Source organism: Glutamicibacter sp. PAEs-4, assembly GCF_051161755.1.
Lineage (GTDB): Bacteria > Actinomycetota > Actinomycetes > Actinomycetales > Micrococcaceae > Glutamicibacter > Glutamicibacter nicotianae.
In genome coordinates this window covers 964,641-989,006 of record NZ_CP195017.1, presented here as the reverse complement: position 1 = coordinate 989,006, position 24,366 = coordinate 964,641, and the positions used below count along the sequence as shown (strand labels likewise).

The window sequence follows — 24,366 nt, the reverse complement described above, 5'->3', positions numbered from 1 at the left end:
AGATTCTTGTTAGGTGAGCCTGACCAACTATTGATTGTCTCTATCTGAGGAGCATGCTCTTGGGTGCCTCACTGCCTACCCTGCAAATACCTGATCTGCCGCTGCCGATCTACGACGATGCGCTGCTCTGCGCAAACACCGTCCACGTCTACGAAAACGAATCACGTGATGCCATCTCACGTGTGGCCAACCGATTGGCATCGGTCAACGCGCCGACAACCGGACCGACCCCGCAGCAGCTGAAAGCACGCATCGACATGGTCGATCTGCATCGCCCCTTGGGTTCGACCCAGGACTCGTTCACCGAGTTGAACGAGTTGTACTTCAACGACGCGGTCTACTTCCACGACCCGAAGTATGCTGCGCACTTGAACTGCCCCGTCGTGATCCCTGCAGTCGCCGCCGAAAACTTCGTCACGAGCATCAACACTTCGATGGACACTTTCGACCAGAGCGCCGGAGCCACGCTGATCGAACGCAAGCTCATCGAGTTCACCGCCGAGCTGATCGGCTTCGAGTCCGGGCAGGCCGATGGAATCTTCACCTCTGGCGGAACGCAATCCAACCTCCAAGCCATGCTGATCGCGCGGAACACCGCGACCGCGAAGCTGCGCGGAACTTTGCCTGAACGGCTGGCCAACCTGCGGATCTACTGCTCGGAGGACGCGCATTTCTCGATTCGCAACGCCGCGATGCTCCTGGGCCTGGGCTACGACGCAGCCGTGTCCATCCCTACCGACGCCCAGCACCGCATGGATGTACAGGCCTTGCGCGTGCAACTTGACGCGGATCGCGCCGCCGGTCTGGTGCCCATGGCCATCTCCGCCACCAGCGGGAATACCGACTTCGGGGCCATCGATCCGCTGCCACAGTTGCGTGCCATCGCCACGGAAGTCGGTGCTTGGTTCCACGTCGACGCCGCGTACGGTTGCGGTCTGCTCGTCTCCAATTCCCACCGCCACCGGCTGGATGGAATTGAACAAGCCGACTCGGTCACCGTCGACTACCACAAATCGTTCTTCCAGCCCATCGGTTCAAGCGCCTTGGTGGTCCGCTCTGCGGCTTCCATGGAATCCATCGCCCACTATGCCGAGTATCTGAACCCGCGTGCGGAGGCCGACGCCACCCCTAACCAGGTGGCGAAGTCGTTGCAGACCACTCGGCGCTTCGATGCGCTGAAGCTGTGGGTCACCTTGCGCTCCTTGGGGGCTCAACGCCTGGGCGACATGTTCGACCAGGTCATTGCGTTGGCCGAGGACGCGCAGCAGGAAGTGGCCATGCGCGCCCAGTTGCATATGGCAGCCGATGTGCAGCTGAGCACGCTGGTCTTCTCCTTTGAAGATCCGCAGCACCCTTTGGACCTGGCAGAGCACAATGCACTGGCCAACCAGATCCGCCAGCGCCTCTATTCCAGCGGCGAGGCAATGATCGCTGCCACCACCGTCAAGGGCAAGCGGCTGCTGAAACTCACGCTGCTGAATCCGAATACGACCCTGGCCGATATCAGCGAGATCCTCGACGCCATCTGCCGCATTGGTTCCGGCATCCTGGCCGAACGCACCCTTGGAGAGAAGAAATGATTCAACCTGCCGAACACTTTGATGCCATCGCCATTGGAGCTGGCCCCTTCAACCTGGGCTTTGCGGCCTTGACCGACGGCTTGGCCGATCTGGATGTCGCCGTGCTCGAAGCCGGAGAGGAGTTCATCTGGCACCCCGGGATGATGCTTCCCGGAACCCACCTCCAGGTTCCCTTCATGGCGGACCTGGTGACCATGGCGGACCCGACCAGCAAGCATTCATTCTTGAACTACCTCAAGGAAAAACAGCGGCTTTACCCGTTCTACATCCGCGAAGACTTCTATGCCTTGCGCGAGGAGTATTCCAACTATCTGGCATGGGCGGCGGAAAATATCCGCAGCGTTCGTTTCGGGCACCGGGTGCTCGAAGCCGACTACCGCGATGGGACCTACCAGCTGTCGGTGCTCACCGCCGCGGGACTGACCCGCTTCACCGCAGACAAATTGGTGCTCGGCACCGGAACCCAGCCTTATCTGCCGCCTGTCATCACACCGGAAGCGCAAGCCAGCGGCAAGGTGCTGCACTCCAGCGACTACGCGTTCCACCGCGAACGGATCCTTTCGCCCCGGGCACCAGGTTCATCTCCGCAGGTAACAGCTGTGCTGGGCAGCGGCCAGAGTGCCGCAGAAGTCTTCCTGGATCTGCTGCGCAGCTTGCCAGCCGAGGACCATCTGGTGTGGGCAACCCGTTCGGAACGCTATTTCCCGCTGGAATACACCAAGCTCACCTTGGAAATGACGTCTCCGGAGTACATCGACCACTTCCACTCCCTGCCCATGGACCAGCGGGATGTGCTTTCAGCTGAGCAAAAGGGGCTCTACAAGGGCATCAATGCGGATCTGATCAACGAAATCCATGAAGAGCTCTACCAGCGAAGCGTCAATGGAGCCCCGAATGTGCACCTACGCACCGGTTGCGCTGCCACGAGCATCGACGCCGACCCGGATTACCTGGCCGTCCGCCTGCACCATGAACGCACCGGAGAAGACGTGGAGTTCCTTGCCGACAACCTGGTCATGGCAACCGGCTACCGTGCCAGCGCGCCGGACTTCCTGGAAGGCATCAGCCAGCGCATCGACTACCTCCCCGACGGCCGATTCAATGTCGACCGCGAGTATTCCATCGGGCTGGATCAGGACATCTTCGTGCAGAACGCCGAATTGCACACCCACGGCTTCACCGCCCCGGACCTCGGCATGGGCGCCTACCGCAATTCGGTCATCATCAACCGCCTGGCTGGACGCGAGGTCTACCCGGTAGAGCAACGGATCGCCTTCCAGCGATTCGGCGCCGCTGAACTCAGCGGCCTACCCACTTCCTCCAATGCCAGCGCACGAGCCTAAGGATTTACCGATGACCAGCTACACCTTCCGCCCCGTTTCACTGCCCGACGATTCGGCGCTGCTTCATTCGTGGATTGCCACCGAACACGCCTCGTTCTGGGGCATGCCCAATGCGACCGAAAAGGAGATCGAAGCGGAATACCGCACCTTGCTCTCTACCCCCGGATACGAAGTGCTCCTCGGCATCGACGCTTCGGGAGACGAGAAATTCCTGGTCGAGCTCTACGACCCAGCCGCATCCCCACTGGCCGACGCGTACAACTATGTACGTGGCGATCGCGGATTGCATTTCCTGGCGCCGGCGGCAGCGAACCCCCAGCCCGGGTTCACGCTGGAGGCGCTGGCCGCAGCCATGGTCCAGGCATTCGCCCTGCCTGGAACTGAACGAATCATCGTGGAGCCAGATGTGCGCAACAAAGCCATCCATGCGCTGAATGCCCGCGTCGGCTTCCGACCGGTACGGCCAGTGGAGCTTTCCGAGGCAGACGGCTCGATCAAGCAGGCTCTGCTGTCCATTTGCACCCGCCAGGATTTCGAGAGCGCAACCGGCCGCCGCTTGGAATCCTCGTTCCTCTCCCCCGTGCGTTGGGATATCGCCAATCGCCATGTTCTGGCCAAGGCCTTGGGCGAATTTTCGCATGAGCGCCTGCTGGAACCTGCCGAGCATGGCGAGAACCGATATTCAGTCCAGAAGGACGCGCACCGCTACAGCTTCAGCGCCCAGCGCTACCAGCTGAACCACTGGATGGTTTCACCGCAGTCTGTGGAACACCACGTTTACGTTGCCGGCAGCTGGCTGGCGGCAGACGCGGATGCCATCGAATTCATCACGCTCTTCGCCGAGGAACTCACGCTCTCCCCAGCGCAGCTTCCCACCTATCTGGAGGAGCTCTCCTCCACGTTGAGCAGCCACTGCTACAAGCAGGTCCATGCAACCCATGATTCAGCGCAGCTGGCCGAATTCAATGGCAGCGCCGCACAATCATTCCAGCTCATCGAATCCTCGATGACCGAGGGGCACCCGTGCTTCGTTGCCAACAATGGACGCATGGGCATCGGACGCACCGACTACTTGAAGTACGCCCCCGAAACCGGGGCCGCGCTGCACCTTGGCTGGGCGGCGGCCCACAAGTCCAGGGCGCAGTTCGATGCCATCGATTCGCTGGATTACGAAGGCCTGCTGGCTAGCGAGCTGGATCCAGCCGAACGCCAGCGACTGGACGAGGCCTTGGAGTCCGCCCTGTTCGGTACCGGCTATGCATCCGAAGACTACCTGTTCATTCCGGTACATCCCTGGCAGTGGGAGAACCGCCTGTCGATCACATTCGCCAACGACATTGCCCGCAAGCAATTGATCTGGCTGGGCAGCGGCGCCGACGAATACCAGGCGCAGCAGTCGATCCGCACCTTCTTCAACCTGTCCACCCCGCACCGGCACTACGTCAAGACGGCAATGTCGATCTTGAACATGGGCTTCATGCGCGGCTTGAGCGCCGAGTACATGAAGGTGACTCCGGCCATCAACCAGTGGCTGGGCGAGCTGTTTGCAAAGGATCCGGTGCTCTCGACCCAGCCGGTCGCCCTGCTGCGTGAAATCGCGGCCGTCGGCTACCGCAACCCGCAGTTCGAAGCGGCCACGGCCAAGAGCGATCCGCAGCGCAAGATGCTTGCCGCGCTGTGGCGGGAGTCCCCGATCAGCTTGCTCGGCCCGGAAGAGAAGTTGGCCACGATGGCCAGCTTGCTGCACGTCGATGCATCCGGCCGGTCCTTTGCCGGCGCCCTTATTCGCCGCAGCGGACTGGCTCCGGCCGAGTGGCTGAGCCGCTATCTGGATGCCTACCTGATTCCGCTGGTGCATTGCCTGGCAGCCTATGATCTGGTGTTCATGCCGCATGGCGAGAACGTGATCATGGTGCTGGAAAACGGTGTCGTGGAGAAGGTGCTGCTCAAGGATTTGGGCGAAGAGATTGCGGTGCTGTCGGATCGGGTGGAGTTGCCGGAGGAGATCCGCCGGGTGCGTACCGGAGGGGACCCGGTCTTGTCGGTCTTCACCGATGTCTTCGATTCATTCTTCCGCTTCCTCGCCCCGCTGCTGGATGCCGAAGGCCTGCTGTCCGAAGCTGAATTCTGGAAGACCGTGGTGGATCGGCTGCTTGAGTACCGTGGGCAGCACCCGCAGTTCGCTGGCCGCTTCGACGAGCTGGGGCTCTTTGCACAGAGTTTCCCGCTCTCCTGCCTGAATCGCTTGCAGTTGCGCAATAACCAGCAGATGCTCGACTTGGCCGACCAGTCCGGAGGACTGCTCTACGCAGGGGATCTGGAGAACCCGTTGGCCGCCGTGGCCGCCCCAGTATCCTGACCGATTACTTTCCCCAGTGCCGCCGCACCCAGATCAGGCACGGCGGCACTGCCGTTCATTGGCCTAGTCAACGCCCCAATCCACAATTCCAGAAGCAGTACGGTGGCTATTGGTGAAATTTTCTTTGGAAAATTACTTGACGCTTCAATCAATTGCTCCTAGTATTTAGTTAAAGCTTCAATCAAAATTTCCAAGGAGTCATCATGGTCAACGTCAGCATCATCGGCAAGGGCAACATGGGCCAGGCCATCTCGTCAGTCTTCAGCAAGGCAGGGGCAACCATCCAGCTGCTCGGCTCGGGCGATTCGGCCACCGCCGCCTACGGCGACATCATTGTTCTTGCCGTCCCATACCCAGCCATCGAAGGCATCATCGCCGAGCGCGGCGAACAGCTGGAGGGCAAGATCATCGTGGACATCACCAACCCGCTGAACTTCGAGACCTTCGATTCCCTGACTGTCCCGGCAGACAGCTCGGCCACCGCAGAAATCAGCAAGGCGCTGCCTAACTCGCGCGTAATCAAGGCCTTCAACACCAACTTCGCCTCCACCATCGCTGAAGGCAAGGTCGGCACCACCCCGACCACCGTGCTGATCGCCGGTGATGACGAGGATGCCAAGTCCCAGCTGGCCGATTTGGTCACGGCCGGCGGCCTGCGCGCCATCGACGCTGGCGCCAGCAAGCGCGCCCGCGAGCTGGAAGGCATCGGCTTCATGCAGATCTCCCTGGCAGCCGGCGAGAAGATCGCTTGGACCGGAGGCTTCGGGGTCAACTAATCCCGCCAACCCCTCATGCGCACCATGCCCCGACGGTGGACAATGTCCACCGCCGGGGCATTGCCATTCACAAAGCTGCCCGCACTCCCCACCGCTGGCTGCCAGTTGCCTATGTCCGCGCTTGCGCTGCGATCCTGCGGTCGAGTTCTTCAACCCCTGAGCCCTCAAGCCGCGGGAGCACCTGTTTCCTGCCGGCCATGGCGAGGAGAAGATCGAGCAATACGCCACGCACCTCGGGTCCCGCCCCGCTGCTGAAATCATCATCGGCTGCCGATATCCGCAACCCCTTGACCAGGGTGCTGCTGTTGACCGCGAAATCCCTGGAGGCGAAGAATTCTGCCACGGCGCGCAGCGCCTGGGGATCCGGGAACAGCGGCAGATCCAGCGCCTTGGCGATGTCTTGCCCATGCACCACCACTTCGCCCAGCAAACCGGTCACCGAGTTCAGCGGGGCAATGCGTTTGGCCGCGGAACGATTGAAGTTCTCCAGTGTTTCCCGGGGACTGGCCCCAAGCTGCTTGCGCAGCAACCGTTCATTGTGCCGGCCGGTATTGAATCCGGAGCGGGCCATGCTCGCCAGCCAATGGACGGTGGTAGTGGATCCGGCCGCCGCCAGATGCGCTGCAACGTCACGCACCTGCCAGTTCTCGCACAGCGACGGGGCAGTCCACTGCTCAGGCGCCAAGCCGCCCAGCATTTCTGCCAGCTTTGCACGCTCGGCATCAACCAGCCCCCAGTGCCATTTCGCAACTTTCATGGTGGCCCTTCCCATCGGGTCCAGTTCCGGATCAGCTTCAAGGAGCATACCGGATTGGGTGCCTCGTTATCTTGCCGCTGGTCATCCCCCACTTCTCTGGATCCCCGAAGAAAGTCCCTGAAATCCTTCGGTACTAAGTGTTGCTAAATACCGCTACCTAGTTCTACTATCTAGTTGTACTCAATGACGCTAAGTAGAGAGGGGCGCAGCATGGCCTCGCAGATGACTGAGATGCTCAAAGGCACCTTGGAGGGGATCGTCCTGGCGATCCTGGCCGAACGCCCGGCCTACGGATACGAGATCACCACGGAACTGCGCGAACGCGGCTTCACCGATCTGGCCGAGGGGACCATCTACGCACTGCTGGTGCGCATCGAGCAAAAGGGCCTGGTTTCGGTGGAGAAAGTCCCCTCCGAAAAAGGACCTCCACGCAAGGTCTTCACCCTCAACCCCCGAGGCAGGCAGCAGCTCGACGATTTCTGGAGCACCTGGAACCTGCTCGTTTCCCGCATCGACAGCCTCCCCCACCCAACCACTCCGAAGAAAGGGCACTGATCATGGTCGCCAAATGGATTGAAACCTTCACTGGATCGCTGGAACAGAAAAAGCAGTACAAGCAGTACAAGCAGAGCCTGGCGCGCCTCAAGGAGCTGCCGCAGCCCTATGCGAAGGCCGCTGCGGGATTGCAGCGCTACCTGATGAACCAGAGCGGAATTACCGACGCCGAGACGATGATCTCGATGTACTCGGATTTGGCAGACCTCTTCGAAGGGGCGGCCGCCAACGGCACCTCGCTGCGCGAACTGCTGGGCGAAGATCCGGCGGAGTTCGCCGACGACTTCGCCCAGGCCTACGGCGGCAAGCGCTGGACCGACAAGGAGCGCACCCGCCTGGCACAGGCCATTTCCGAAGCGGAAAACGAGACGAAGGAGCAATGACATGAACACCGCGCTGGCCCCCGAACCGGCCATCGAGGTCATCGGCTTGGCCAAGTCGTTCAAGAACCTGCCCGTGCTGCGCTCACTGGACTTCGCCGTGCAGCCTGGCAGCATCTTCGCCTTGCTCGGTTCCAATGGCGCCGGCAAGACGACACTCGTGCGGATCCTGGCCACCCTGCTGCCCGCCGATGCGGGCACTGCCCGGATCTGCGGAACGGCAACCTGCGAGAATCCCGCCCAGGTCCGCAGGTCCCTGGGCCTGACCGGCCAGTTCGCCGCCGTGGATGAGGTCTTGACCGGACGCGAGAACCTGCTGCTGGTCGCCCGGCTGCTGCGGCTGCCCGATCCGCCAGCGATCGCCAGCGGACTGCTGGAGCGATTCAGCCTCTCGGACGCGGCCGACCGCCCCGCGGGCACCTACTCCGGCGGGATGCGCCGGCGCCTGGATATCGCCATGGGCCTGGCCGGCGACCCGCCAGTGCTCCTGCTCGACGAGCCGACCACGGGACTGGATCCCCAATCTCGCCGCGAGGCCTGGCAGCTGATCCGCGGCTTGGCCGAGTCCGGAACCGCAATCCTGCTCACCACGCAGTATTTGGATGAAGCGGAACACCTGGCCGATCACATCGCCATCCTCCACGAGGGCACCATCATCCAGCAGGGCACGCTGGCCGAGCTGCAGGCCCAGCTGCCGCCGGCCACCACCGAGCTGGTCACCAAGCGGCCGAGCCTCGAGGAGATCTTCCTGGAACTGACCGGCAGCAACCAGCGAACCGAAGGGAGCCAGCCATGAGCATCGCAGCACTGCGTGAAACCCGGATCCTCACGGGCCGCTCGATGCGCCACGTGATGCGCAGCCCCGACACGATCGTCACCACCGCAATCACCCCGGTAGCCATGATGCTGCTGTTCACCTATGTCTTCGGCGGTGCCCTCGGCACTGGCGCCCCCGGTCCGTACATCAACTACTTGCTGCCGGGCATCCTGGTCATCACCATCGCCTCCGGGGTCGCATACACCTCCTACCGGCTGTTCCTGGATCTGCGCGATGGGCTGGTGCAGCGCCTGTGCGCCATGCCGATCTCCCGTTCCAGCGTGCTCTGGAGCCATGTGGCCACCTCGCTGGCGGCCAATTTGCTCTCGCTGGCGCTGGTGCTGGGGGTGGCCGTGGCCATGGGCTTCCGCTCCTCGGCCTCCGTTGCCTCGTGGATCGCGGTGCTTGGGCTGCTGTGCCTGGTGACCCTGTGCCTGACCTGGATCGCCGTGCTGGCCGGATTGAGCGCGAAATCGGTGGATGGTGCCAGCGCCTTCAGCTACCCGCTGATCTTCCTGCCCTTCATTTCCTCGGCATTCGTTCCCACCGCGGCCATGCCCGGCCCGGTGGCCTGGTTCGCGCAGCACCAGCCGATCACGGCGATAGCCGATTCCCTGCGCGCCTTGCTATCGCAGGACCCCGTGGGCTCCGAGCTGTGGGCAGCACTGGCGTGGCTGGCGGGCATCACGCTCCTGGCTTGGGCGCTGGCCGCGCGGATCTACCGGGGCAAGACCACCAGCTGAGCAGCAGATGCCGCGTGCGGAGCAGTGCAAGCCCCTAACTTGAACATTGTTCAAGTTAGGGGCTTTTCGTGCTACATTAAGGCCAGCAATTGAACACCGTTCAGGACTGGCTGATTCTTGGCAGGCAGTCGCCCAACCACGCTAAGGACCCCATGAGCATCTCCACGCATCGCATCGGCACCGCAGATTTCACTGAGCTGGCCGTCCGCATCGCCGACGGCCACCAGCTCACCGAGGCAGAAGCCCTCGGCCTGCTGGCAACGCCGGACGCCGACACGACAAGGCTGGTCAACGCGGCCGGACTGCTTCGGCGCAAGCATTTCGGCAACACGGTGAAAGTCAACTACCTGGTCAACCTGAAGTCCGGCCTGTGCCCCGAGGACTGCACGTATTGCTCGCAGCGCTTGGGCTCCAAAGCTGAAATCCTGAAGTACACCTGGCTCAAACCCGAAGAAGCGGTGCACCAGGCCGGCCTGGGCATCGCCGGCGGCGCCTCGCGGGTCTGCATGGTGGCCTCCGGAAAGGGGCCCACGGACCGCGATGTCGACCGGGTTGCCACGATGATCGGCGCACTGAAGGAAGACCATCCCGAGGTCGAGGTCTGCGCCTGCCTGGGCATCCTGAAGCAGGGGCAGGCCCAGCGGCTCAAGGAGGCCGGTGCCGATGCCTACAACCACAATCTGAATACTGCCGAATCCCTCTACCCGGAAATCTGCAGCACGCACAGCTTTGACGAGCGTGTCTCCACCGTCCAGCAGTCCCAGGCCGCCGGCCTCTCCCCCTGCTCGGGGCTCATCGTCGGCCTGGGCGAAACCCCAGAGCAACTCGTCGAGGCGATCTTCGCACTGCGCGCGCTGGATGCCGATTCCATTCCGGTGAACTTCCTGATGCCATTCGATGGCACCCCGCTGGAAGGGACCTGGAACCTGACACCGCTGGCCTGCCTGCGGATCCTGGCCGTGGTGCGCATGGCCTGCCCGGACAAGGAATTGCGGATGGCCGGCGGTCGCGAGATGCACCTGCGCTCCTTGCAGGCCACCGCGCTGGAAGTGGCCAATTCGCTGTTCCTCGGCGACTACCTGACCAGCGAAGGCCAGGATGCGAAAGCCGACCTGGCAATGATTGCCGACGCCGGGTTCGTGGTGCTCGGGCAACAGGGCAAGGACCCGATGCAGCTGGCCGCGGAACTGCGCGAAGCCGCCGGCCATGCAGCGCGCCAGCCATCGGATGCCGGCAATGCCGGTTCCACGGGCTGCGCAGGTTCCTGCTGCTCCGCTGCTGATTCTTCGCCCTGCGGCAGTTCTGCCCCCGGTTGCGGCAGCGGCAACGGAAGCGCCGAACCGGTGCTGCGCCGCCGCGGCGCCGGAACCGCGCAGAGCCCTAACGCATGATCGCCACCGGAACGACGCTGCTGGAGAGGGATGCCGGGCTGCTCTGGCACCCCTATGCTTCCCTGGATGCCGGCGCGCACTATGCGGTGCGCGAGGCGCACGGCGCCCAGCTGGTCCTGGAAGACGCCGCAGGAACCCGGCGGGAGGTCATCGACGGGATGTCCTCATGGTGGTCGACGGTGCACGGCTATCGCCACGCGGCACTGGATGCCGCGGCCCGCGGCCAGCTGGAGCGCTTCAGCCACGTGATGTTCGGCGGCCTGACCCACCAGCCGGCCATCGAACTGGCCGAACGCCTGGTCGCGCTGGCCCCGGAGAGCTTGCGCCACGTGTTCCTGGCCGACTCCGGGTCGATCAGCGTCGAAGTCGCGCTGAAGCTCGCCCTGCAATACCAGGAGGCCAAGGGCCGCACCGGACGCCACCGCTTTGCCGCGCTGCGCGGCGGCTACCACGGGGACACCTTCGCCACCATGGGCATCTGCGATCCGGTGGACGGGATGCATGCCGCGTTCGCCCCGCGCTCCTCCGGCGAGCTGTTCCTGCCCAAGCCTCCGGCGGCGCGCCGCGACGCCGCCGGCGGCTGGGAGTATTCAGCCGCCGAATTGGCGCAATGGGAACAGGAAACGCACGAGCTGATCGCGGCCCACGCCACCACGCTGGCCGGGATCGTCTTCGAGCCGGTGCTGCAGGGAGCCGGCGGGATGCACATCTATCCCCCCGCGGTGCTGCGCACCCTGCGCGAGCTGGCCGACCGCCACGGCCTGGTGCTGATCGCCGACGAAATCGCCACCGGCTTCGGGCGCACCGGGCTGCTGTTCGCGGTGCAGCATGCCGGCATCGAACCGGACATCATGTGCGTGGGCAAGGCGCTGACCGGCGGGTATCTGACCCTGGCGGCGATGCTGTGCTCTTCGCGGATCGCTTCGGCCCTGTCCGGCAGCGGGGACTCGGAGGGCGCGGCATTGCTGCACGGTCCGACGTTCATGGGCAACCCGCTGGCCTGCGCGGTGGCTTGCGCTTCGCTGGATCTGCTCGCCGGGGAACCGGGCACCTCGGCAGAGCGCGCTCCGTGGCGGCAGCAGCTCGCCACCTTGGAATCCGGGTTGCGCACCCATTTGGCACCGGCCGCTGATCTGGCCTCGGTGCAGGAGGTGCGGGTGCTGGGCGGGGTGGGGGCCATTGCGCTCGCCTCCCCGGTCCAGGTGGCCGCGGTAACCGAAGCTGCCGTCCAGCGCGGGGTCTGGATCCGTCCCTTCCGGAACCTGGTCTACGTGATGCCGCCGTATATCAGCACCCCCGAACAGCTCGCGGTCCTGGGCCGCGGCGTGGTGGGCGCCGTGGAGCAGGTCCATGGCTGAGCCGGGTTGGGACTCCTGGCTGGCCACGCGCGCCACCGTGCGCCAGCGGCGGGGGCTGCAACGCAAGGACTCGTCCGCGGCGGGGCTCTTCGACTTGTCTTCCAACGACTATTTGGGGTTGTCCGGGCACCGCGATATCCGGCAGGCCGCCGCTCAGGCCGCCCTGGATTACGGCGCCGGAGCTTCGGCCAGCCGGGTGGCCGCCGGAACCCTGCCGGTGCATCGCGAGCTGGAAGCCGGGCTCTGCGACTACGCCCAGCGCCAAGCCGCCCTGGTGTTCTCCAGCGGCTACACCGCCAACCTCGGGGTGCTCGCCGCCCTCGGCGGTCCGGGGAGCCTGTTCATCCTCGACGCGCATGCCCACGCCAGCCTGATCGACGGCGCCCGGCTATCGGGTGCCGAAGTCGCCACCGCAGCGCATAACGACCTGGCTGATTTCACCCGCCTGCTGGAAGCCAACTGCAGCGCCCCAAGCCCCAAGCCCCGCGTCCTGCTGGTGGTCGAATCCGTCTATTCGGTATTCGGCGACGCCGCGCCGCTGCCCGGGCTGGCGGCACTGTGCGCCAAGTTCGACGCTTTGCTGCTGGTGGACGAAGCGCATTCGCTGGCCGCCACCGGCCAAGGCTCTGCAGTGCTGGCCGCCGGACTGGCCGGCCACGGGCGGGTAGTCTCCACGGCGACCTTGTCCAAGGCCCTGGGGTCGCAGGGCGGCGCGGTGCTCATGGGCGGGCCTGGCGCGGCGGCACTGCGCGATCATCTGGTCAACACCGCCCGCACCTTCATCTTCGATACCGCGCTATCCCCTGCCGCGGCAGCCGGAGCGCTGGCGGCCTTGCGCTTGGCCGGGCCGCAACGCCGTGGCGCACTGGCGGAGAATGCGCTGCTGATCCGCGACCAGCTGCAAGCCCACCCGGCCCTGGCCGGCCGCGTGGAAGCCGGGGCCGGAGCCGTGCTCTCGGTGAAGATGCCCAGTGCCGGCGCCGCAGCCCGGGCGGCCGAAACGCTGGCCGTCCAGGGCATCTCGGTAGCCTGCTTCCGACCGCCCAGCGTGCCCGATGGCATCTCCCGCATCCGGCTCACCGCCCATGCCCACCACGGGCACCCGGAATTGTCTGTAGCCATCCACGCGGTAGCCCGCGCCATCATCCAGGAGGATTCATGAGCTGCCCTTTCGCCACGACGGCGAGCGCTTTGGACCTGGCACCGCTCGCCGGGCCGCTGTCCGAGGCCTACCCGGACGTTGTCAACGCGCGCTATCGGAGCATCGAGGATCCGGACACCGTCCGCGCCATCCTGGCGCGGCCCGATGAGTTCTCGCCGGCCAATGCCCTGTCCACTGCGGTGGAGCCGGAACCTGCGGCGCTGCGGGTCCTTGCCCGGGCGCGCTTCGCGCTTCCCGAGGTGCTGGCCAGCGCTTCGGGCCCAGAGCATCTGGAAGTGCGCCGGATTGTCGCTGGATTCTTCAGTCCCGCCAAGGTCCGTGCCCAGCGCGAGCCGATCCTGGACCGGGTGCGCGGGATCTGCGCGGAGCTCGAGCCCAGGCTGCGCAAGGGGGAATCGGCGGATCTGGCCACCGAATTGGCAGCGGTGATCCCGGTGGAAGCCATGGCCCGGCTCACCGGGGTGCCGGTGCCCGAGCTGGGGACGCTCAAGGCCTGGAGCCGGGACTCGCTGGAGCTGTTCTGGGGTTGGCCCGATGCGCAGCGGCAGCTGGTGCTTGCCCGCAGCGCGGCGCAATACTTCGGCTGGCTGGATGATTCGGTGCACCAGGCAGTGCAACGCGACGATGGGAATCTCTACGCCGCATTGCACCGGGCCGGGGTATCCGAACCACAGATCCGCTCGCTGGCTTATTTCCTGGGCATCGCCGGACAGGAAACCACTTCGATGCTCATCCAGACGGCGTTGCATGCGGCGTTGCATGATCATCGCTGGGAAGCCCTGGCCCAGGCGGGCACGGAAGAGGCCGCGGCCCAGGGGCTGGTGCGCGAGGTGCTGGCCCGGGCCTCCTCGGTGCCGACCTGGCGGCGCATTGCCCTCAAGGACACGCGGATCGGGGACCTGGAATTCGCCACCGGGGAGCAGCTGGTGCTGCGCTTGGCCGGTGGCGAGCTCGGCGCCGCCGGCGATGATTCACTGGCTTTCGGCTACGGGATCCACCGGTGCCTGGGCGCTTCCCTGGCCAGGATGGAAACCGAGCTGGTGCTCTCCGAAACCGCACGCTGCCTGCCGCTGGCCGTCGCCGATGGGCCGCCCGTGCCCTTCGGCCATCTGCTGTCATTCCAGGCGCCACCCGCAGTGCCCATCACCTACCCTGCAGAGAGGATGCTGGAATGATCCATGCAATGACCGGAACCGATACCGAGGTCGGAAAGACCGTAGCCACCGCGGTGGTGGCCGCCCGCTCACTGTCCCACGGGCACAGCGTCGCCATCTACAAGCCGACGCAGACCGGCCTGGGCAAGTCAGAACCCGGGGACGCCCAGGATGCGGCACGCTGGCTGGGCAATCCCGGCCAGCTCTCGGCCTTCGAAGGGGTGCGCCTGCGCCACCCGATGGCACCGGTGGATGCAGCGCTGTGCGCTGGGCTGGATCCGGCTGCTGTGCTGCCCACCTTGGCCCAGCACGTGCAGCAGGTCGGCGAGCTCGATGCCACGCATGATGTGGTGATCATCGAGGGGGCCGGCGGCTTGCTTGTGGAGCTGACAGCGGCCGGGGAAACCATCGCCGATCTGGCGCAGGCCGTGGGGGCCAGCCTCGTCGTCGCCGCCCGCCCGGATCTGGGAACGCTGAACCATACGGCATTGACCCTGGAGGCCTGCAGTACCCGCGGTTTCACCCGGGGCACGTTGCTGCTGGGCAGCTATCCGGAACACCCCGAGCCGCTGCACCAACGAAATCTGGCGAATCTGCGGAACATGGCCGCCGGCCATGGCTGGGATTTTGCCGGGGCGCTGCCAGCTGGCCTGGTCCGCGATCCTAGCCGGTGCCGCGCCGCCCTGCATGAAGCGGCCGCGACACTGGCCTGGCCTTGCCCTGGATCCTGCTAGTTCTTTGGCAGGGTGAGGATCTCGGCTCCGGTATCCGTGATCGCGATGGTGTGCTCGGTATGCGCGGTGCGGCAGCCGGTGGAGCTGCGCAGAGTCCACCCATCCTTATCAGTGACCAGCTTGCTGGTGTCTTCCATGATCCAGGGTTCAAGCGCGAGCAGCAGGCCCGGGCGCAGCGTGTAGCCCCGGCCTGCACGGCCGTCATTGGACACGTGCGGGTCCTGGTGCATCGTGCTGCCGATGCCGTGGCCGCCGAATTCCAGGTTCACCGGATAACCTTCGGCGGTGAGCACCGAGCCAATAGCGAAGGAAATATCGCCAATCTTGGCTCCCGGGACCGCAGCTGCGATACCTGCGGCCAAGGCGCGCTGGGTTACCTCGATCATCTTGAGATCTTCTGCCCGCTGCTTCTCTCCCACAATGAAGCTGATGGCCGCGTCCGAAGCGATGCCGCGCAGCTTCACCGCCAAATCCAAGGTCAGCAGGTCGCCGTCGGCGAGCGCATAGTCGTACGGCAAGCCATGCAGCACCGCGTCGTTGACACCGGTGCAGATGTAGTGGCCGAAGGGACCATTGCCGAAGGCGGGGGCGTAATCGACATAGCAGGATTCCGCGCCGGCTTCCTCGATCAGTTCCTTGGTCCAGGTGTCGATTTCCAGGAGGTTGGTGCCGACCTTGACCCGGTTCTTGAGCGTTTGCAGGATGGTGCCAACAAGGCGTCCGGTGTCCCGGGCGCGGTCCAGTTCGCTGGGGGTGAGTATCTCAATCATTCCAATTATTATACCGGTCAAACTTTACCGGTACTATAATTTTTCCATGGTCAGATTGCCGCTTACTCCCCGCGAAATCGAGCAGGGAAAGAACCTTGGTGCACTGCTTCGGCGGGCGCGCGGGGAACGCACCATTCTCGATATCGCGCTCGAGGCCGGGCTTTCCCCTGAAACATTGCGGAAAATCGAGACCGGACGCGTAGCCACTCCCGCGTTCTCAACCATCGCCGCCATTGCAGCAGTGCTGGACCTTTCCCTGGACAGCATCTGGTCCAGCATGAACGACGCGGAGCCGGATAGGGCCGCAGGGCTTTCGGATAGGCGGCTGCTGCGCCGCTAGCCGTGCTGGTCCGCCGCGGAATAACGGGATGCGGCCGCTTGTTGCCCCAAGCATGAAGAACATCGGCTTTTTGTCCTTTGGCCACTGGACCGACCATCCGCAATCCGGCACCCGCTCAGCATCCGACGCACTGCTGCAGGCCATCGACCTGGCAGTCGCAGCCGAGGAGCTCGGCGCGGACGGCGCCTACTTCCGCGTGCACCACTTCGCGCAGCAATACGCTTCCCCGTTCCCGCTGCTCGCCGCCATCGGCGCACGGACCAGCCGCATTGAGATCGGCACCGGCGTGATCGACATGCGCTACGAGAACCCGTTGTACATGGCCGAGGATGCAGGTTCAGCCGACCTGATTTCCGATCGCCGGCTGCAGCTGGGCATCAGCCGCGGCTCGCCCGAGCAGGTTATCGACGGTTGGCGGCATTTCGGCTTCGAGCCCCGCGAAGGCGAATCGGATGCCGACATGGGCCGCCGCCACGCCGAGCGGCTGCTCGAAGTGCTCTCCGGCGAGGGCTTCGCCGAACCCAGCCCCAAGCCGATGTTCCCCAACCCTCCCGGCTTGCTGCGCATCGAACCGCACTCCAGCACCTTGCGCGAGCGCATCTGGTGGGGTTCGGGCTCCAATGCCACCGCAGTATGGGCGGCGAAGCTGGGAATGAACCTGCAAAGCTCCACGCTGAAGGACGATGAATCCGGCAAGCCTTTCCACGTCCAGCAGGCCGAGCAGATCGCGCTCTACCGCCAGGCCTGGAAAGATGCCGGCCATGCCCGCGAGCCACGGGTATCGGTCAGCCGCAGCATCTTCGCGCTGACCGACGAGCGCGACTGGCAGTACTTCGGCCGCGACCGCTACAGCTCCGACCAGGTGGGCAACATCGATGCGAAGACCCGTGCGGTCTTCGGCAAGTCCTACGCCGGCGAACCCGATGAGCTGGCCAAGAAGCTGGCCGAGGACGAAGCGATCGCCGCAGCCGACACGCTGCTGCTGACCGTTCCGAACCAGTTGGGCGTCGATTACAACGCGCACGTCATCGAATCGGTGCTCAAGCATGTTGCTCCGCAATTAGGTTGGCGGTAGCACAACGAAGGATGGTGCGCCAAGATTGACCGTGCCATCATAGCCACATCATGATCAGCCCGTTGCTGCAAGGCGCGGGCTGGTTTTCTGTGTGCAGGAGAGCCAGATGGCAGAGCATTCGAAGCAGTGGGTGGAGCGTGTCAAGGTGCGTTGTGACAGCTCTGTACCAGCTGGGCATGCACAGCAACGCGAATGCCATCGAATCGGTGCTCCAGCCTGTGTCTCCGCAACTGGGTTGGCACTGAAGCGGGGGAATCGTTACGCCGACTCCTTCCCCAGTTATTTCATTGAGATCTGCAGCACTAGGGTGGATCAAAAGAACAAGAAGATTTCACGCAGATCCAGGGAGTCACTCATGAGCAAGCCATTGAACATCGCCTTCATCAAGGCCAGTTGGCACGCGGATATCGTTGACCAGGCGCTTGCCGGGTTCAAGGCCGAGATGAAAGCTTCCGGGCAGGAATGCTCCATCAACGTCGTTGCCGTACCCGGTGCCTACGAAATGCCGCTTCAGGCCATGCGCCTGGCGAAGACCGGGAAGTACGATGCAGTGGTGGCCGCGGCCCTAGTGGTTGACGGCGGCATCTACCGCCACGACTTCGTGGCCCAGGCTGTGGTCGACGGGCTGATGCGCGTGCAGCTGGACACCGACGTGCCGACCTTTTCGGTCAGTCTGACCCCGCACCACTTCCACTCGAACGATGAGCACCAGGCCTTCTATTTCGAGCATTTCCTGAAAAAGGGTGCAGAAGCTGCCCGTGCAGTGCAGGCAGTGGCAGCCATCGAGCTCTAGAGTAATTCGCGGAAAATGGCGTGCCGCCTTGGCCAAGATTTCACTGGCCAATGCGGCACGCCTGTTTTTCCCAACCTGTCCCCCGCGCTCGGTACGCTCGGTGCATGATCGACTTCAATAATTCTTCCGTCTTCAAACTGGGTCCCTGGGACCTGTCGCAGGTGGCCCCTGAAATCATGCCCATGCTGGTTGCTGGCGAAGAGCTGCAAGCCGCCTTCAAGGGCGCCCGCGACTACGTGGTGTTCACCGATAAGCGGCTCATCGCCGTCAATGTGCAAGGCATGACCGGCAAGAAGCGGGACTACACCTCGTTGCCGTATTCGAAGGTCCAGTCGTTCTCGGTTGAAACGGCTGGAACCTTCGATCTGGATGCTGAACTGGATCTCTGGTTCAGCTCATTGGGCAAGGTCCGTTTGGAGTTCAAGGGCAAGGTGGATATCCGTGCCCTGTCGCAGCTGGTCGCCGGCTACGTCTTGTAGCGGACCCTTTTACCACGCCTCGCGCGGGCTCAGCCGTGCCGCGGCCATCGAGGCACCCAGGATGATGGTGCGCATGAAGCGCTCGGCCGCTTCGATGAGCAGCCGTTCCCCGTCATCCACTGCTTCCTGCAGTGTCATGGGAATGGGCATGATCGAGGCAATGGCATCGATGCCGATATCGTGCACGTCGCGGCAGCCCCGGCCCAGCGTTCCTGCCAAGGCCACTACCGGCACGCCATGCAGCGAGGCGCGCCGCGCGACTTCGGCAGGCACCTTGCCCTTGGGAGTCTGGAAGTCGATGGCGCCTTCTGCGGTGATGACCAGGTCCGCTCCGCGCAGCATCGAGTCCAGATCGATGCCGGCCAAACCCGAGTCCAGGATCGCCTCGAAGCGGGGCAGGAGCACCGCTCCCACCGCGGCCAGACCGGCACCCAGTCCGCCCGAAGCACCGGTTCCCGGGGCCAAGGCGAAATCGGTGGAGCGCGCGGCCTCCAGCGCATCGCGGCGCAGGATCGAGGCCCAGCGTTCGAAGCCTGCCGACATGCTTTCCACCTGTTCCTCGGTGGCGCCCTTCTGCGGTCCGAATACGCGCGCCACTCCGCGCGGTCCGGTCAGCACATTGTGCTGGTTCAACGCCATAGTGATTTGCACTGTCCCGGCGGCCAATGCCGGGTGCAGGCCGGAGAGATCGAGCCGGTCCACGCGGCCGAGGTAATTGCCGCCGGCTTTGACCTCACGGCCCTTGGCATCGAGGATCTGTGCTCCCAGTGCCTGCAATGCGCCCATGCCGCCATCGGAGGTGCCCGAGTCGCCGCAGCCCACCAGGATCTTCGAAGCCCCGGCATCGATCGCGGCCGCGATCAGCTCCCCCACTCCGTAACTGGTCGTGGTTCCCGGATCCCGCTGGTCGCGGGGAACCAGCCGCAGGCCTGCCGCGGCTGCCATTTCCACGACAGCAGTTCCCTCCGCCTCGCCGCCGAGCATCGCGTAGTGCGACTGGACCTGCTGGCCGACCGGACCGGTGACCGTTACCGGCACCAGCTGGCCGCCGGTAGCGCAGGCCAGGGTTTCAGCGGTGCCTTCGCCGCCATCGGCGATGGGCACGGCCTTGACTGCCGCTCCGGGCAATGCCCGGCGGACGCCGGCGCCGATGGCTGCCGCTACGGCTGCGGCGTCGAGGGATTCCTTGAAGCCCGACGGTGCGACCAGGATGCGTTGTGGAAGTGCGTGTGCCATGATTCTTTGTCCTATTCAGTGAGGATGGATGCGTTGGAAATGAAGCTTTGAAGTGAGTCAGAGGAACAGCGGCAGTCCCATGGCCGGCCAGATCCAGAAGGCGAAGGCCAAGACCAGCAGGACCATGAGCGGTCCGAGCACCGCGCTCAGGCGCAGCAGGTCTGCTGGCCGGTAGGTTTCGATGCTTTCGATCTCGGAGAACAGGTTCACCGGTTTCGCGCTGCTGGTCAGGGTGTGGCAGAAACCGGCCGCGGCGGTGGATGCCAGGGCAATAGCCACCGCATTGACCCCGACGCCCGGGGCGAGGGACACCACCAGCGGGATCAGCACCGCTGAGCGGGCCGAGCGGGACTGGATGACCAGATGCGCCGCGGCGGAGATCACCACCACCAGAATGGTGAAGACCCAAGCGGCGGCAGCTCCGAGCTGCTCTACCGGGCCAAGCACCCGGCGGGCCAGCCAGTCAGCGGCTCCGGTTCCGGCGAGCGCGGTGCCCAAGGTCAAGGTCGCTGCCATGAAGATCAGCATCGACCACGGCACCGCCTTCAAGGCCTTGGCCAAGCCGACCGAGCCGTATCCCGGACTGGCGACCAGCAACGAGCCGAGCAGGGCCACGATGGCGGGATGGAGCTGATGCAGCGGCTCGGTGCACCAGAGCACCACCACCGCCGCGACCAGCAGCGCTGCCCTGGATTGCCCTACCGTGAGCGGGCCGGTCAGCGGCACCGGCGAATGCTCCTGCAGCCGTTCGATGCCCACGGCCAGCGGCTGGGCACGATCTTCAGCGCGGGTGAACATCCACAGCACCAGTTCGGCGCACAGATGAGAGGAAACGAAAGCCAACGGCAAGCCGTAGACCAGCCAGCCAGCGAAGGAGAAACCTTCATGCCCTGAGGCCGTGAGGATCTGGCTAGTGATCAAGTGCGCTCCCGCACCCAGGTAGGATGCCACCGCCGAAAGCAGGATGACCGAGGGGAAGACCAGGGCCAGGGCCAAGACGACGCGGCGGCGATCCGCCAGGGCCTTGGCCAGGGCGATGAACACCGGAATGGCCAGGGCCGCGCGCCCGGAGGTGGAGGGCACCGCAAATGCGGTGGCAACCAGCACCCCGGTGGTCAGGTGGATCAGCTGCCGCGGGGTGTTCGCGCCCGCGGCAATCCAGGCTGCGGCACGGGTCGCCAGTCCGGTGGCGGTAATCCCCGCCGCGATCACGAAGGCGGCCAGCAGCAGCCAGATGGTGTCTTCGCCCAGCGAGGAGAACAGTTCGGCTTCGGGCAGCACCCCCATGAGCACCAGTACCACGGCTGCACCCAGGGCGATGTAGGTATCGCCAACCGGCGAGAAGATCCAGAGCCAGATGGCCACGGCGAAGACCGCCAGGGTCAGGGCTCCTTGCGCAGGCAGTGCCTGCGCTGTTCCGGCCGCCGGGCCGAAGGCTCCGTAGGCGCACCAGGCAAGGAAGGCCAGCAGGAGCAGCGCGGCGATGATCCGCGCGGCGCTCTGCCTGCTCCATCGGCTTGGTGCAGCGCCGGCCTTGCCCGGTTCGGCACTCTGGCCCATGGGCCGCTGGGCGGTGTAGCGGAATCCCGCGCGGGGCGCGGTTGGCTTGATGCTCATGACTCGCCTCCGAGGCTGCTGGCCATGGACTGGGCGAAGTCTTCCTCGCAGCTGCTTCCTTGCCCGGCGTTGGCCAGCGGCAGGGAGAATCCGAAGCTGGTCCCGCTGCCCTGTCTCGATTCCACCCAGGCCGTGCCGCCGTGGGCTTCGGCGACCGCTTTCACCACGGCCAGTCCGAGACCCATGCCGGATCCCTGCTCGCCGGTACCCGGTGCGCTGCGGTAGTTCTCCAGCAGGGCACGGGCTTCTTCCGGGTCCAAGGCCGGTCCATCATTGGCAACCCAGAAGCTGGCCATGCCATCGACTGCGGCAGAACCGATCCGGATGCTTTGGCCATCTTCGGTATGCGCGACCGCATTCTGGATCAGTTGATGCATGGCCTGGGCTACGCGCAGCGGATCCAGCCACGCCTGGGCCTTGGCGGACTCGGCGATCCTGAATCGGCGGTCCGGGTAGGCTCCCGGACGGGAAGCCGCCGCGGCGACATCCGCCGTGACTTCGCCAACGGAGATCATCTGCCGCTGGATGAAGTTCGGGGTGGAGCTTTGCGCCAGCAAGTCCAGGTCGGCAAGGGTCTGTCCCATTTGCGAAATATGGTCGTGCGCGGTGCTGATGATGGCGTTGCGTTGCTTGCGCGGAAGTTCTTCCTCATTGAGCTTCTGCAGGGCGGAGGCCAGCTGGCGTTGCGGGCTGCCCAGGTGCTCGCGGGCTTCGGAGATGAAGTGGCGTTGGGCCAGATGCGAGGCTTCAACCCGGTCGAGCATCGCGTTCAGCGTGCTGGCCAGTTGCGCCAGGTCGTCTCGTCCTTCCACCAAAACGCGGGCCGAGAGGTCTTTGGCGGAAATCGATGCGGCGGTTTCGCTCATGGTGCGGATGGGGCGCAAGATCTGGCCGGCTGCCAGCCAGGCGATTCCCGCCGTCAGGGCCAGTCCCCCGGCTGCTACGCCAAAGAGCATCGTTGCCTGCCGGTTGGCTTCTTCCTGGGCACCGCCGATGAAGTGCGCGACAACCAGGTGTGCCTGGTGGCCTTCGCCATTGGCCCCTGAGGCGTCCTTCGCCTCGGCTTTCGCCCAGCGGACCGTCCCATGGTTGCTCTCCTGGATTCCAGAGGTCTTCGCGTCATTGAGAATCCGTCCCAGGAGCGCCGGGTCTTCAGCCAGCCAGCTCCCGGCCTGGTTTGCGGCGGTTCCTGCGGCGAGCACCCGGCCGTCGGCCTGGCCGATGATCGCTTCGCCGGCCATTGGCTGCTGGCGGGCCAGATAGCGTTCCATCAATTCGCCCATGGAGGAAAATGGCCGGGCAGTCTTCGGGTCCAGCCCCTCGGCCGCGAACGTCCTGAACTCCTCGATTTCCTGCGCGATGCCCACGTTGGCTGCCTCGGCAACCTGGCCGGACATGATCGAACGCATCGAGACTGTGACCGCCAGCAGCGCCAGTGCAGTAGTGAGCACGATCCAGCCGACAATGCGCAGCCGCGCCGAAACCGTTGATCCTTGGTTTTCCTGGAGATCAGTCATGGTTTCCGCCGTCCTGCTCCTGCGATTTTGCAGCATTTGGCGCCGGGGCTAAAGAGAGCTGGACAACGATCGGCTCATGATGCGGGATGGGCGGATTGGCCTTGTCGGCAAGAGCCTGGCTGGCACCTGCCAGTCCCGCTGGCACGGCCAGCACGACGAGGATGAGAAGTATGCGACGAATCATGTTTTGAACATTAAAAAACCCTTGTGAGGGGCTCATTAGGGACTTGTTAGAAGATCATGGCTCGCCCATGAGAATTAAATGAGAGCGTTCGAAAACCCCGTGATCTCGCGCTTTCCCCGGGCTCTGAGTCGCGGAGAATTTCATGAAGATTTGTTTAATCCCGCGGATTTCCATGTTCTTGGTGCTGTAACAATTGCTGGTTGGCCTTCGGCCACTGAAGAAGGCAGGGAATCAACGAGGTCCGCGGATGGAAGGCTCTTGAGGTGCCGGCGCGAAAAAGCGGTACAAGAAAAGAGGCTCCGCCATCCTTGATTGGATGGCGGAGCCTTTGCGAATGCGGGCTACTTCGTAGCCCAGAGCACCGATTCGTCCGAGAACGAGATCGTCTCGCTCACACGGATTTTCGCATCTTCCACGGCCTCGGCCGGCACGTCGAAGACTACCTGGTAGCTTCCCTTGCCGCCCTTGGTCAAGGTAGGAACGTCCATGCCCGGCTTCGCGGGGACCGCGGTCGCGCTGGAAGTGCTGTAAATGCTGGCATCCGATCCCACGAGTTCTGGATTCAGATCCAACCAGGCATCTCCCTCTTCGTCCCCGTTGTAGACCACGGAGAGGTCAACCAGCACATACTGGCCTTCGGCCTTCTCATTGAACTCGTTGGCCTTGGCGATCTGAGCTCCGGCGTCCAGGTTCACTGCGCTGACGTTCACCGAATACTGGCCAACGGTAGCCGCCTCACCCAAGGCAAGTACCTGTGATTCATCTTCGGCCTGCTCGATGACCTCCGCCGGGGCTGCCACCTCGCCGTCCGATGCGTCGGCAATATCGTTGGCAACCTCGTCGATCGCCTTCACGTAGGCTGCCTGGGTGGCAAAGACCAGGATGATGGCCACGATGGCAATGATGCTCGATGCGATGCCCAAGCCCTTGCTGCCACGGCGCTTGGAGGCGACGACGAGCGAGATGACACCGAGCACCAGGGCAATGAAGCCGAGCACCGCGGCGATGTTGTTGACGATCGGCACCCAGCACAATGCCAAGGCAACGATGCCTACAACCAGGGCCGCGATACCGAGCCCCTTGCCAGCAGAGGTCTTGGCCTGAGGCGCCGGCGGCACCACATTCGGGTCGAGCGGATTTTGTATAGACATGAAAGTTTCCTTCGAGTGAAGACGGCGCCCAGCTGGCACCGAGTCGGCGATCGGCTCAAGCGGATGACTGCTCCAGCCGATTCGGAGTCCTTGTT

The 24,366-nt window shown here is 64.3% G+C and carries 24 protein-coding genes; 17 read left to right on the top strand and 7 right to left on the bottom strand.

What is annotated here, in order from left to right; genetic code table 11:
* Positions 1–53 precede the first annotated feature (53 nt).
* From ACR9WD_RS04625 to ACR9WD_RS04610, 4 genes are all read left to right on the top strand, one after another.
* On the top strand, positions 54–1,580 hold the full coding sequence (locus tag ACR9WD_RS04625) for a pyridoxal phosphate-dependent decarboxylase family protein (RefSeq protein ID WP_121866423.1): 1,527 nt from the start codon (positions 54–56) through the stop codon (positions 1,578–1,580).
* Positions 1,577–2,923, top strand: coding sequence for a lysine N(6)-hydroxylase/L-ornithine N(5)-oxygenase family protein (locus tag ACR9WD_RS04620; protein ID WP_434922838.1), 1,347 nt, complete (start codon positions 1,577–1,579; stop codon positions 2,921–2,923). The genes ACR9WD_RS04625 and ACR9WD_RS04620 overlap by 4 nt, the downstream gene beginning before the upstream one ends.
* A 10-nt stretch (positions 2,924–2,933) precedes the next feature.
* On the top strand, positions 2,934–5,282 hold the full coding sequence (locus tag ACR9WD_RS04615; protein WP_434922837.1) for a GNAT family N-acetyltransferase: 2,349 nt from the start codon (positions 2,934–2,936) through the stop codon (positions 5,280–5,282).
* A 203-nt stretch (positions 5,283–5,485) separates the two neighbouring features.
* Positions 5,486–6,058 carry an NADPH-dependent F420 reductase gene (locus ACR9WD_RS04610; protein WP_434922836.1) on the top strand — a complete coding sequence of 191 codons (573 nt, stop codon included), beginning with the start codon at positions 5,486–5,488 and terminating at the stop codon, positions 6,056–6,058.
* A gap of 109 nt (positions 6,059–6,167) precedes the next feature.
* Here ACR9WD_RS04610 and ACR9WD_RS04605 read toward each other — a convergent pair whose 3' ends face one another.
* Entirely contained in the window at positions 6,168–6,815 is a 648-nt protein-coding gene (locus ACR9WD_RS04605; RefSeq protein WP_434922835.1) for a maleylpyruvate isomerase family mycothiol-dependent enzyme, read from the bottom strand.
* Between the two features lie 210 nt (positions 6,816–7,025).
* On the opposite strand from ACR9WD_RS04605, the gene ACR9WD_RS04600 reads away from it, so the two are divergent.
* The 9 genes from ACR9WD_RS04600 (at position 7,026) to bioD (ending at position 15,109) form a co-directional block, all read left to right on the top strand.
* Complete coding sequence (locus ACR9WD_RS04600; RefSeq protein WP_038989731.1) at positions 7,026–7,370, top strand: PadR family transcriptional regulator; 345 nt, start codon at positions 7,026–7,028, stop codon at positions 7,368–7,370.
* Positions 7,371–7,372: 2 nt separating this feature from the next.
* Positions 7,373–7,753, top strand: coding sequence for a DUF1048 domain-containing protein (locus ACR9WD_RS04595; RefSeq protein WP_434922834.1), 381 nt, complete (start codon positions 7,373–7,375; stop codon positions 7,751–7,753).
* 1 nt (position 7,754) lies between these two features.
* Positions 7,755–8,546 (top strand): ABC transporter ATP-binding protein, encoded by a 792-nt coding sequence (locus tag ACR9WD_RS04590; RefSeq protein ID WP_434922833.1) that lies wholly within the window; start codon positions 7,755–7,757, stop codon positions 8,544–8,546.
* Entirely contained in the window at positions 8,543–9,310 is a 768-nt protein-coding gene (locus ACR9WD_RS04585) for an ABC transporter permease (protein WP_434922832.1), read from the top strand. Before ACR9WD_RS04590 ends, ACR9WD_RS04585 begins: the two co-directional genes overlap by 4 nt.
* 152 nt (positions 9,311–9,462) lie before the next feature.
* Positions 9,463–10,701, top strand: a complete 1,239-nt coding sequence (gene bioB, locus ACR9WD_RS04580; RefSeq protein WP_254590584.1) for a biotin synthase BioB — start codon at positions 9,463–9,465, stop codon at positions 10,699–10,701.
* Positions 10,698–12,059: an adenosylmethionine--8-amino-7-oxononanoate transaminase gene (bioA, locus tag ACR9WD_RS04575; RefSeq protein WP_434922831.1), complete on the top strand. Its 1,362-nt coding sequence runs from the start codon at positions 10,698–10,700 to the stop codon at positions 12,057–12,059. The genes bioB and bioA overlap by 4 nt, the downstream gene beginning before the upstream one ends.
* Positions 12,052–13,221 (top strand): aminotransferase class I/II-fold pyridoxal phosphate-dependent enzyme, encoded by a 1,170-nt coding sequence (locus tag ACR9WD_RS04570; protein ID WP_434922830.1) that lies wholly within the window; start codon positions 12,052–12,054, stop codon positions 13,219–13,221. Before bioA ends, ACR9WD_RS04570 begins: the two co-directional genes overlap by 8 nt.
* A complete protein-coding gene (locus ACR9WD_RS04565) occupies positions 13,218–14,396 on the top strand; it encodes a cytochrome P450 (RefSeq protein ID WP_190264761.1) in 1,179 nt (392 codons plus the stop codon). Before ACR9WD_RS04570 ends, ACR9WD_RS04565 begins: the two co-directional genes overlap by 4 nt.
* Positions 14,393–15,109, top strand: coding sequence for a dethiobiotin synthase (gene bioD, locus ACR9WD_RS04560; protein WP_434922829.1), 717 nt, complete (start codon positions 14,393–14,395; stop codon positions 15,107–15,109). Before ACR9WD_RS04565 ends, bioD begins: the two co-directional genes overlap by 4 nt.
* Here bioD and map read toward each other — a convergent pair.
* Positions 15,106–15,879: a type I methionyl aminopeptidase gene (gene map / locus ACR9WD_RS04555; protein WP_038989739.1), complete on the bottom strand. Its 774-nt coding sequence runs from the start codon at positions 15,877–15,879 to the stop codon at positions 15,106–15,108. The genes bioD and map overlap by 4 nt on opposite strands.
* 46 nt (positions 15,880–15,925) lie before the next feature.
* Here map and ACR9WD_RS04550 point away from each other — a divergent pair, with 46 nt between their 5' ends.
* From ACR9WD_RS04550 to ACR9WD_RS04535, 4 genes are all read left to right on the top strand, one after another.
* Positions 15,926–16,219: a helix-turn-helix domain-containing protein gene (locus tag ACR9WD_RS04550; protein WP_058255293.1), complete on the top strand. Its 294-nt coding sequence runs from the start codon at positions 15,926–15,928 to the stop codon at positions 16,217–16,219.
* 52 nt (positions 16,220–16,271) lie between these two features.
* Positions 16,272–17,294, top strand: coding sequence for an LLM class flavin-dependent oxidoreductase (locus ACR9WD_RS04545; RefSeq protein ID WP_190264759.1), 1,023 nt, complete (start codon positions 16,272–16,274; stop codon positions 17,292–17,294).
* A 355-nt stretch (positions 17,295–17,649) separates the two neighbouring features.
* A complete protein-coding gene (locus ACR9WD_RS04540) occupies positions 17,650–18,087 on the top strand; it encodes a 6,7-dimethyl-8-ribityllumazine synthase (RefSeq protein WP_073706713.1) in 438 nt (145 codons plus the stop codon).
* 104 nt (positions 18,088–18,191) lie between these two features.
* Positions 18,192–18,566 carry a PH domain-containing protein gene (locus ACR9WD_RS04535; protein WP_038989752.1) on the top strand — a complete coding sequence of 125 codons (375 nt, stop codon included), beginning with the start codon at positions 18,192–18,194 and terminating at the stop codon, positions 18,564–18,566.
* 9 nt (positions 18,567–18,575) lie between these two features.
* Here the strand turns inward: ACR9WD_RS04535 and ACR9WD_RS04530 are convergent, their stop codons facing one another.
* From ACR9WD_RS04530 to ACR9WD_RS04510, 5 genes are all read right to left on the bottom strand, one after another.
* On the bottom strand, positions 18,576–19,802 hold the full coding sequence (locus ACR9WD_RS04530) for a glycerate kinase family protein (protein WP_190264758.1): 1,227 nt from the start codon (positions 19,800–19,802) through the stop codon (positions 18,576–18,578).
* Positions 19,803–19,859: 57 nt separating this feature from the next.
* Positions 19,860–21,419 carry an SLC13 family permease gene (locus ACR9WD_RS04525; RefSeq protein ID WP_434922828.1) on the bottom strand — a complete coding sequence of 520 codons (1,560 nt, stop codon included), beginning with the start codon at positions 21,417–21,419 and terminating at the stop codon, positions 19,860–19,862.
* Positions 21,416–22,936, bottom strand: coding sequence for an ATP-binding protein (locus ACR9WD_RS04520; protein ID WP_434922827.1), 1,521 nt, complete (start codon positions 22,934–22,936; stop codon positions 21,416–21,418). Before ACR9WD_RS04520 ends, ACR9WD_RS04525 begins: the two co-directional genes overlap by 4 nt.
* Positions 22,929–23,156, bottom strand: coding sequence for a hypothetical protein (locus ACR9WD_RS04515; protein WP_434922826.1), 228 nt, complete (start codon positions 23,154–23,156; stop codon positions 22,929–22,931). The genes ACR9WD_RS04520 and ACR9WD_RS04515 overlap by 8 nt, the downstream gene beginning before the upstream one ends.
* A 305-nt stretch (positions 23,157–23,461) precedes the next feature.
* Positions 23,462–24,271 (bottom strand): DUF4352 domain-containing protein, encoded by an 810-nt coding sequence (locus tag ACR9WD_RS04510; protein ID WP_434922825.1) that lies wholly within the window; start codon positions 24,269–24,271, stop codon positions 23,462–23,464.
* Positions 24,272–24,366: the final 95 nt, after the last annotated feature.

Coding starts and splice junctions, on each gene's coding strand:
- ACR9WD_RS04510 (WP_434922825.1), bottom strand. CDS start 24,271: ATGTCTATACAAAATCCGCTCGACCCGAATGTGGTGCCGCCGGCGCCT.
- ACR9WD_RS04595 (WP_434922834.1), top strand. CDS start 7,373: ATGGTCGCCAAATGGATTGAAACCTTCACTGGATCGCTGGAACAGAAA.
- ACR9WD_RS04615 (WP_434922837.1), top strand. CDS start 2,934: ATGACCAGCTACACCTTCCGCCCCGTTTCACTGCCCGACGATTCGGCG.
- ACR9WD_RS04585 (WP_434922832.1), top strand. CDS start 8,543: ATGAGCATCGCAGCACTGCGTGAAACCCGGATCCTCACGGGCCGCTCG.
- ACR9WD_RS04610 (WP_434922836.1), top strand. CDS start 5,486: ATGGTCAACGTCAGCATCATCGGCAAGGGCAACATGGGCCAGGCCATC.
- ACR9WD_RS04515 (WP_434922826.1), bottom strand. CDS start 23,156: ATGAGCCCCTCACAAGGGTTTTTTAATGTTCAAAACATGATTCGTCGC.
- ACR9WD_RS04550 (WP_058255293.1), top strand. CDS start 15,926: ATGGTCAGATTGCCGCTTACTCCCCGCGAAATCGAGCAGGGAAAGAAC.
- map (WP_038989739.1), bottom strand. CDS start 15,879: ATGATTGAGATACTCACCCCCAGCGAACTGGACCGCGCCCGGGACACC.
- ACR9WD_RS04545 (WP_190264759.1), top strand. CDS start 16,272: ATGAAGAACATCGGCTTTTTGTCCTTTGGCCACTGGACCGACCATCCG.
- ACR9WD_RS04605 (WP_434922835.1), bottom strand. CDS start 6,815: ATGAAAGTTGCGAAATGGCACTGGGGGCTGGTTGATGCCGAGCGTGCA.
- ACR9WD_RS04590 (WP_434922833.1), top strand. CDS start 7,755: ATGAACACCGCGCTGGCCCCCGAACCGGCCATCGAGGTCATCGGCTTG.
- ACR9WD_RS04570 (WP_434922830.1), top strand. CDS start 12,052: ATGGCTGAGCCGGGTTGGGACTCCTGGCTGGCCACGCGCGCCACCGTG.
- bioB (WP_254590584.1), top strand. CDS start 9,463: ATGAGCATCTCCACGCATCGCATCGGCACCGCAGATTTCACTGAGCTG.
- ACR9WD_RS04520 (WP_434922827.1), bottom strand. CDS start 22,936: ATGACTGATCTCCAGGAAAACCAAGGATCAACGGTTTCGGCGCGGCTG.
- bioD (WP_434922829.1), top strand. CDS start 14,393: ATGATCCATGCAATGACCGGAACCGATACCGAGGTCGGAAAGACCGTA.
- ACR9WD_RS04525 (WP_434922828.1), bottom strand. CDS start 21,419: ATGAGCATCAAGCCAACCGCGCCCCGCGCGGGATTCCGCTACACCGCC.
- ACR9WD_RS04620 (WP_434922838.1), top strand. CDS start 1,577: ATGATTCAACCTGCCGAACACTTTGATGCCATCGCCATTGGAGCTGGC.
- ACR9WD_RS04625 (WP_121866423.1), top strand. CDS start 54: ATGCTCTTGGGTGCCTCACTGCCTACCCTGCAAATACCTGATCTGCCG.
- ACR9WD_RS04565 (WP_190264761.1), top strand. CDS start 13,218: ATGAGCTGCCCTTTCGCCACGACGGCGAGCGCTTTGGACCTGGCACCG.
- ACR9WD_RS04535 (WP_038989752.1), top strand. CDS start 18,192: ATGATCGACTTCAATAATTCTTCCGTCTTCAAACTGGGTCCCTGGGAC.
- ACR9WD_RS04540 (WP_073706713.1), top strand. CDS start 17,650: ATGAGCAAGCCATTGAACATCGCCTTCATCAAGGCCAGTTGGCACGCG.
- ACR9WD_RS04530 (WP_190264758.1), bottom strand. CDS start 19,802: ATGGCACACGCACTTCCACAACGCATCCTGGTCGCACCGTCGGGCTTC.
- ACR9WD_RS04600 (WP_038989731.1), top strand. CDS start 7,026: ATGGCCTCGCAGATGACTGAGATGCTCAAAGGCACCTTGGAGGGGATC.
- bioA (WP_434922831.1), top strand. CDS start 10,698: ATGATCGCCACCGGAACGACGCTGCTGGAGAGGGATGCCGGGCTGCTC.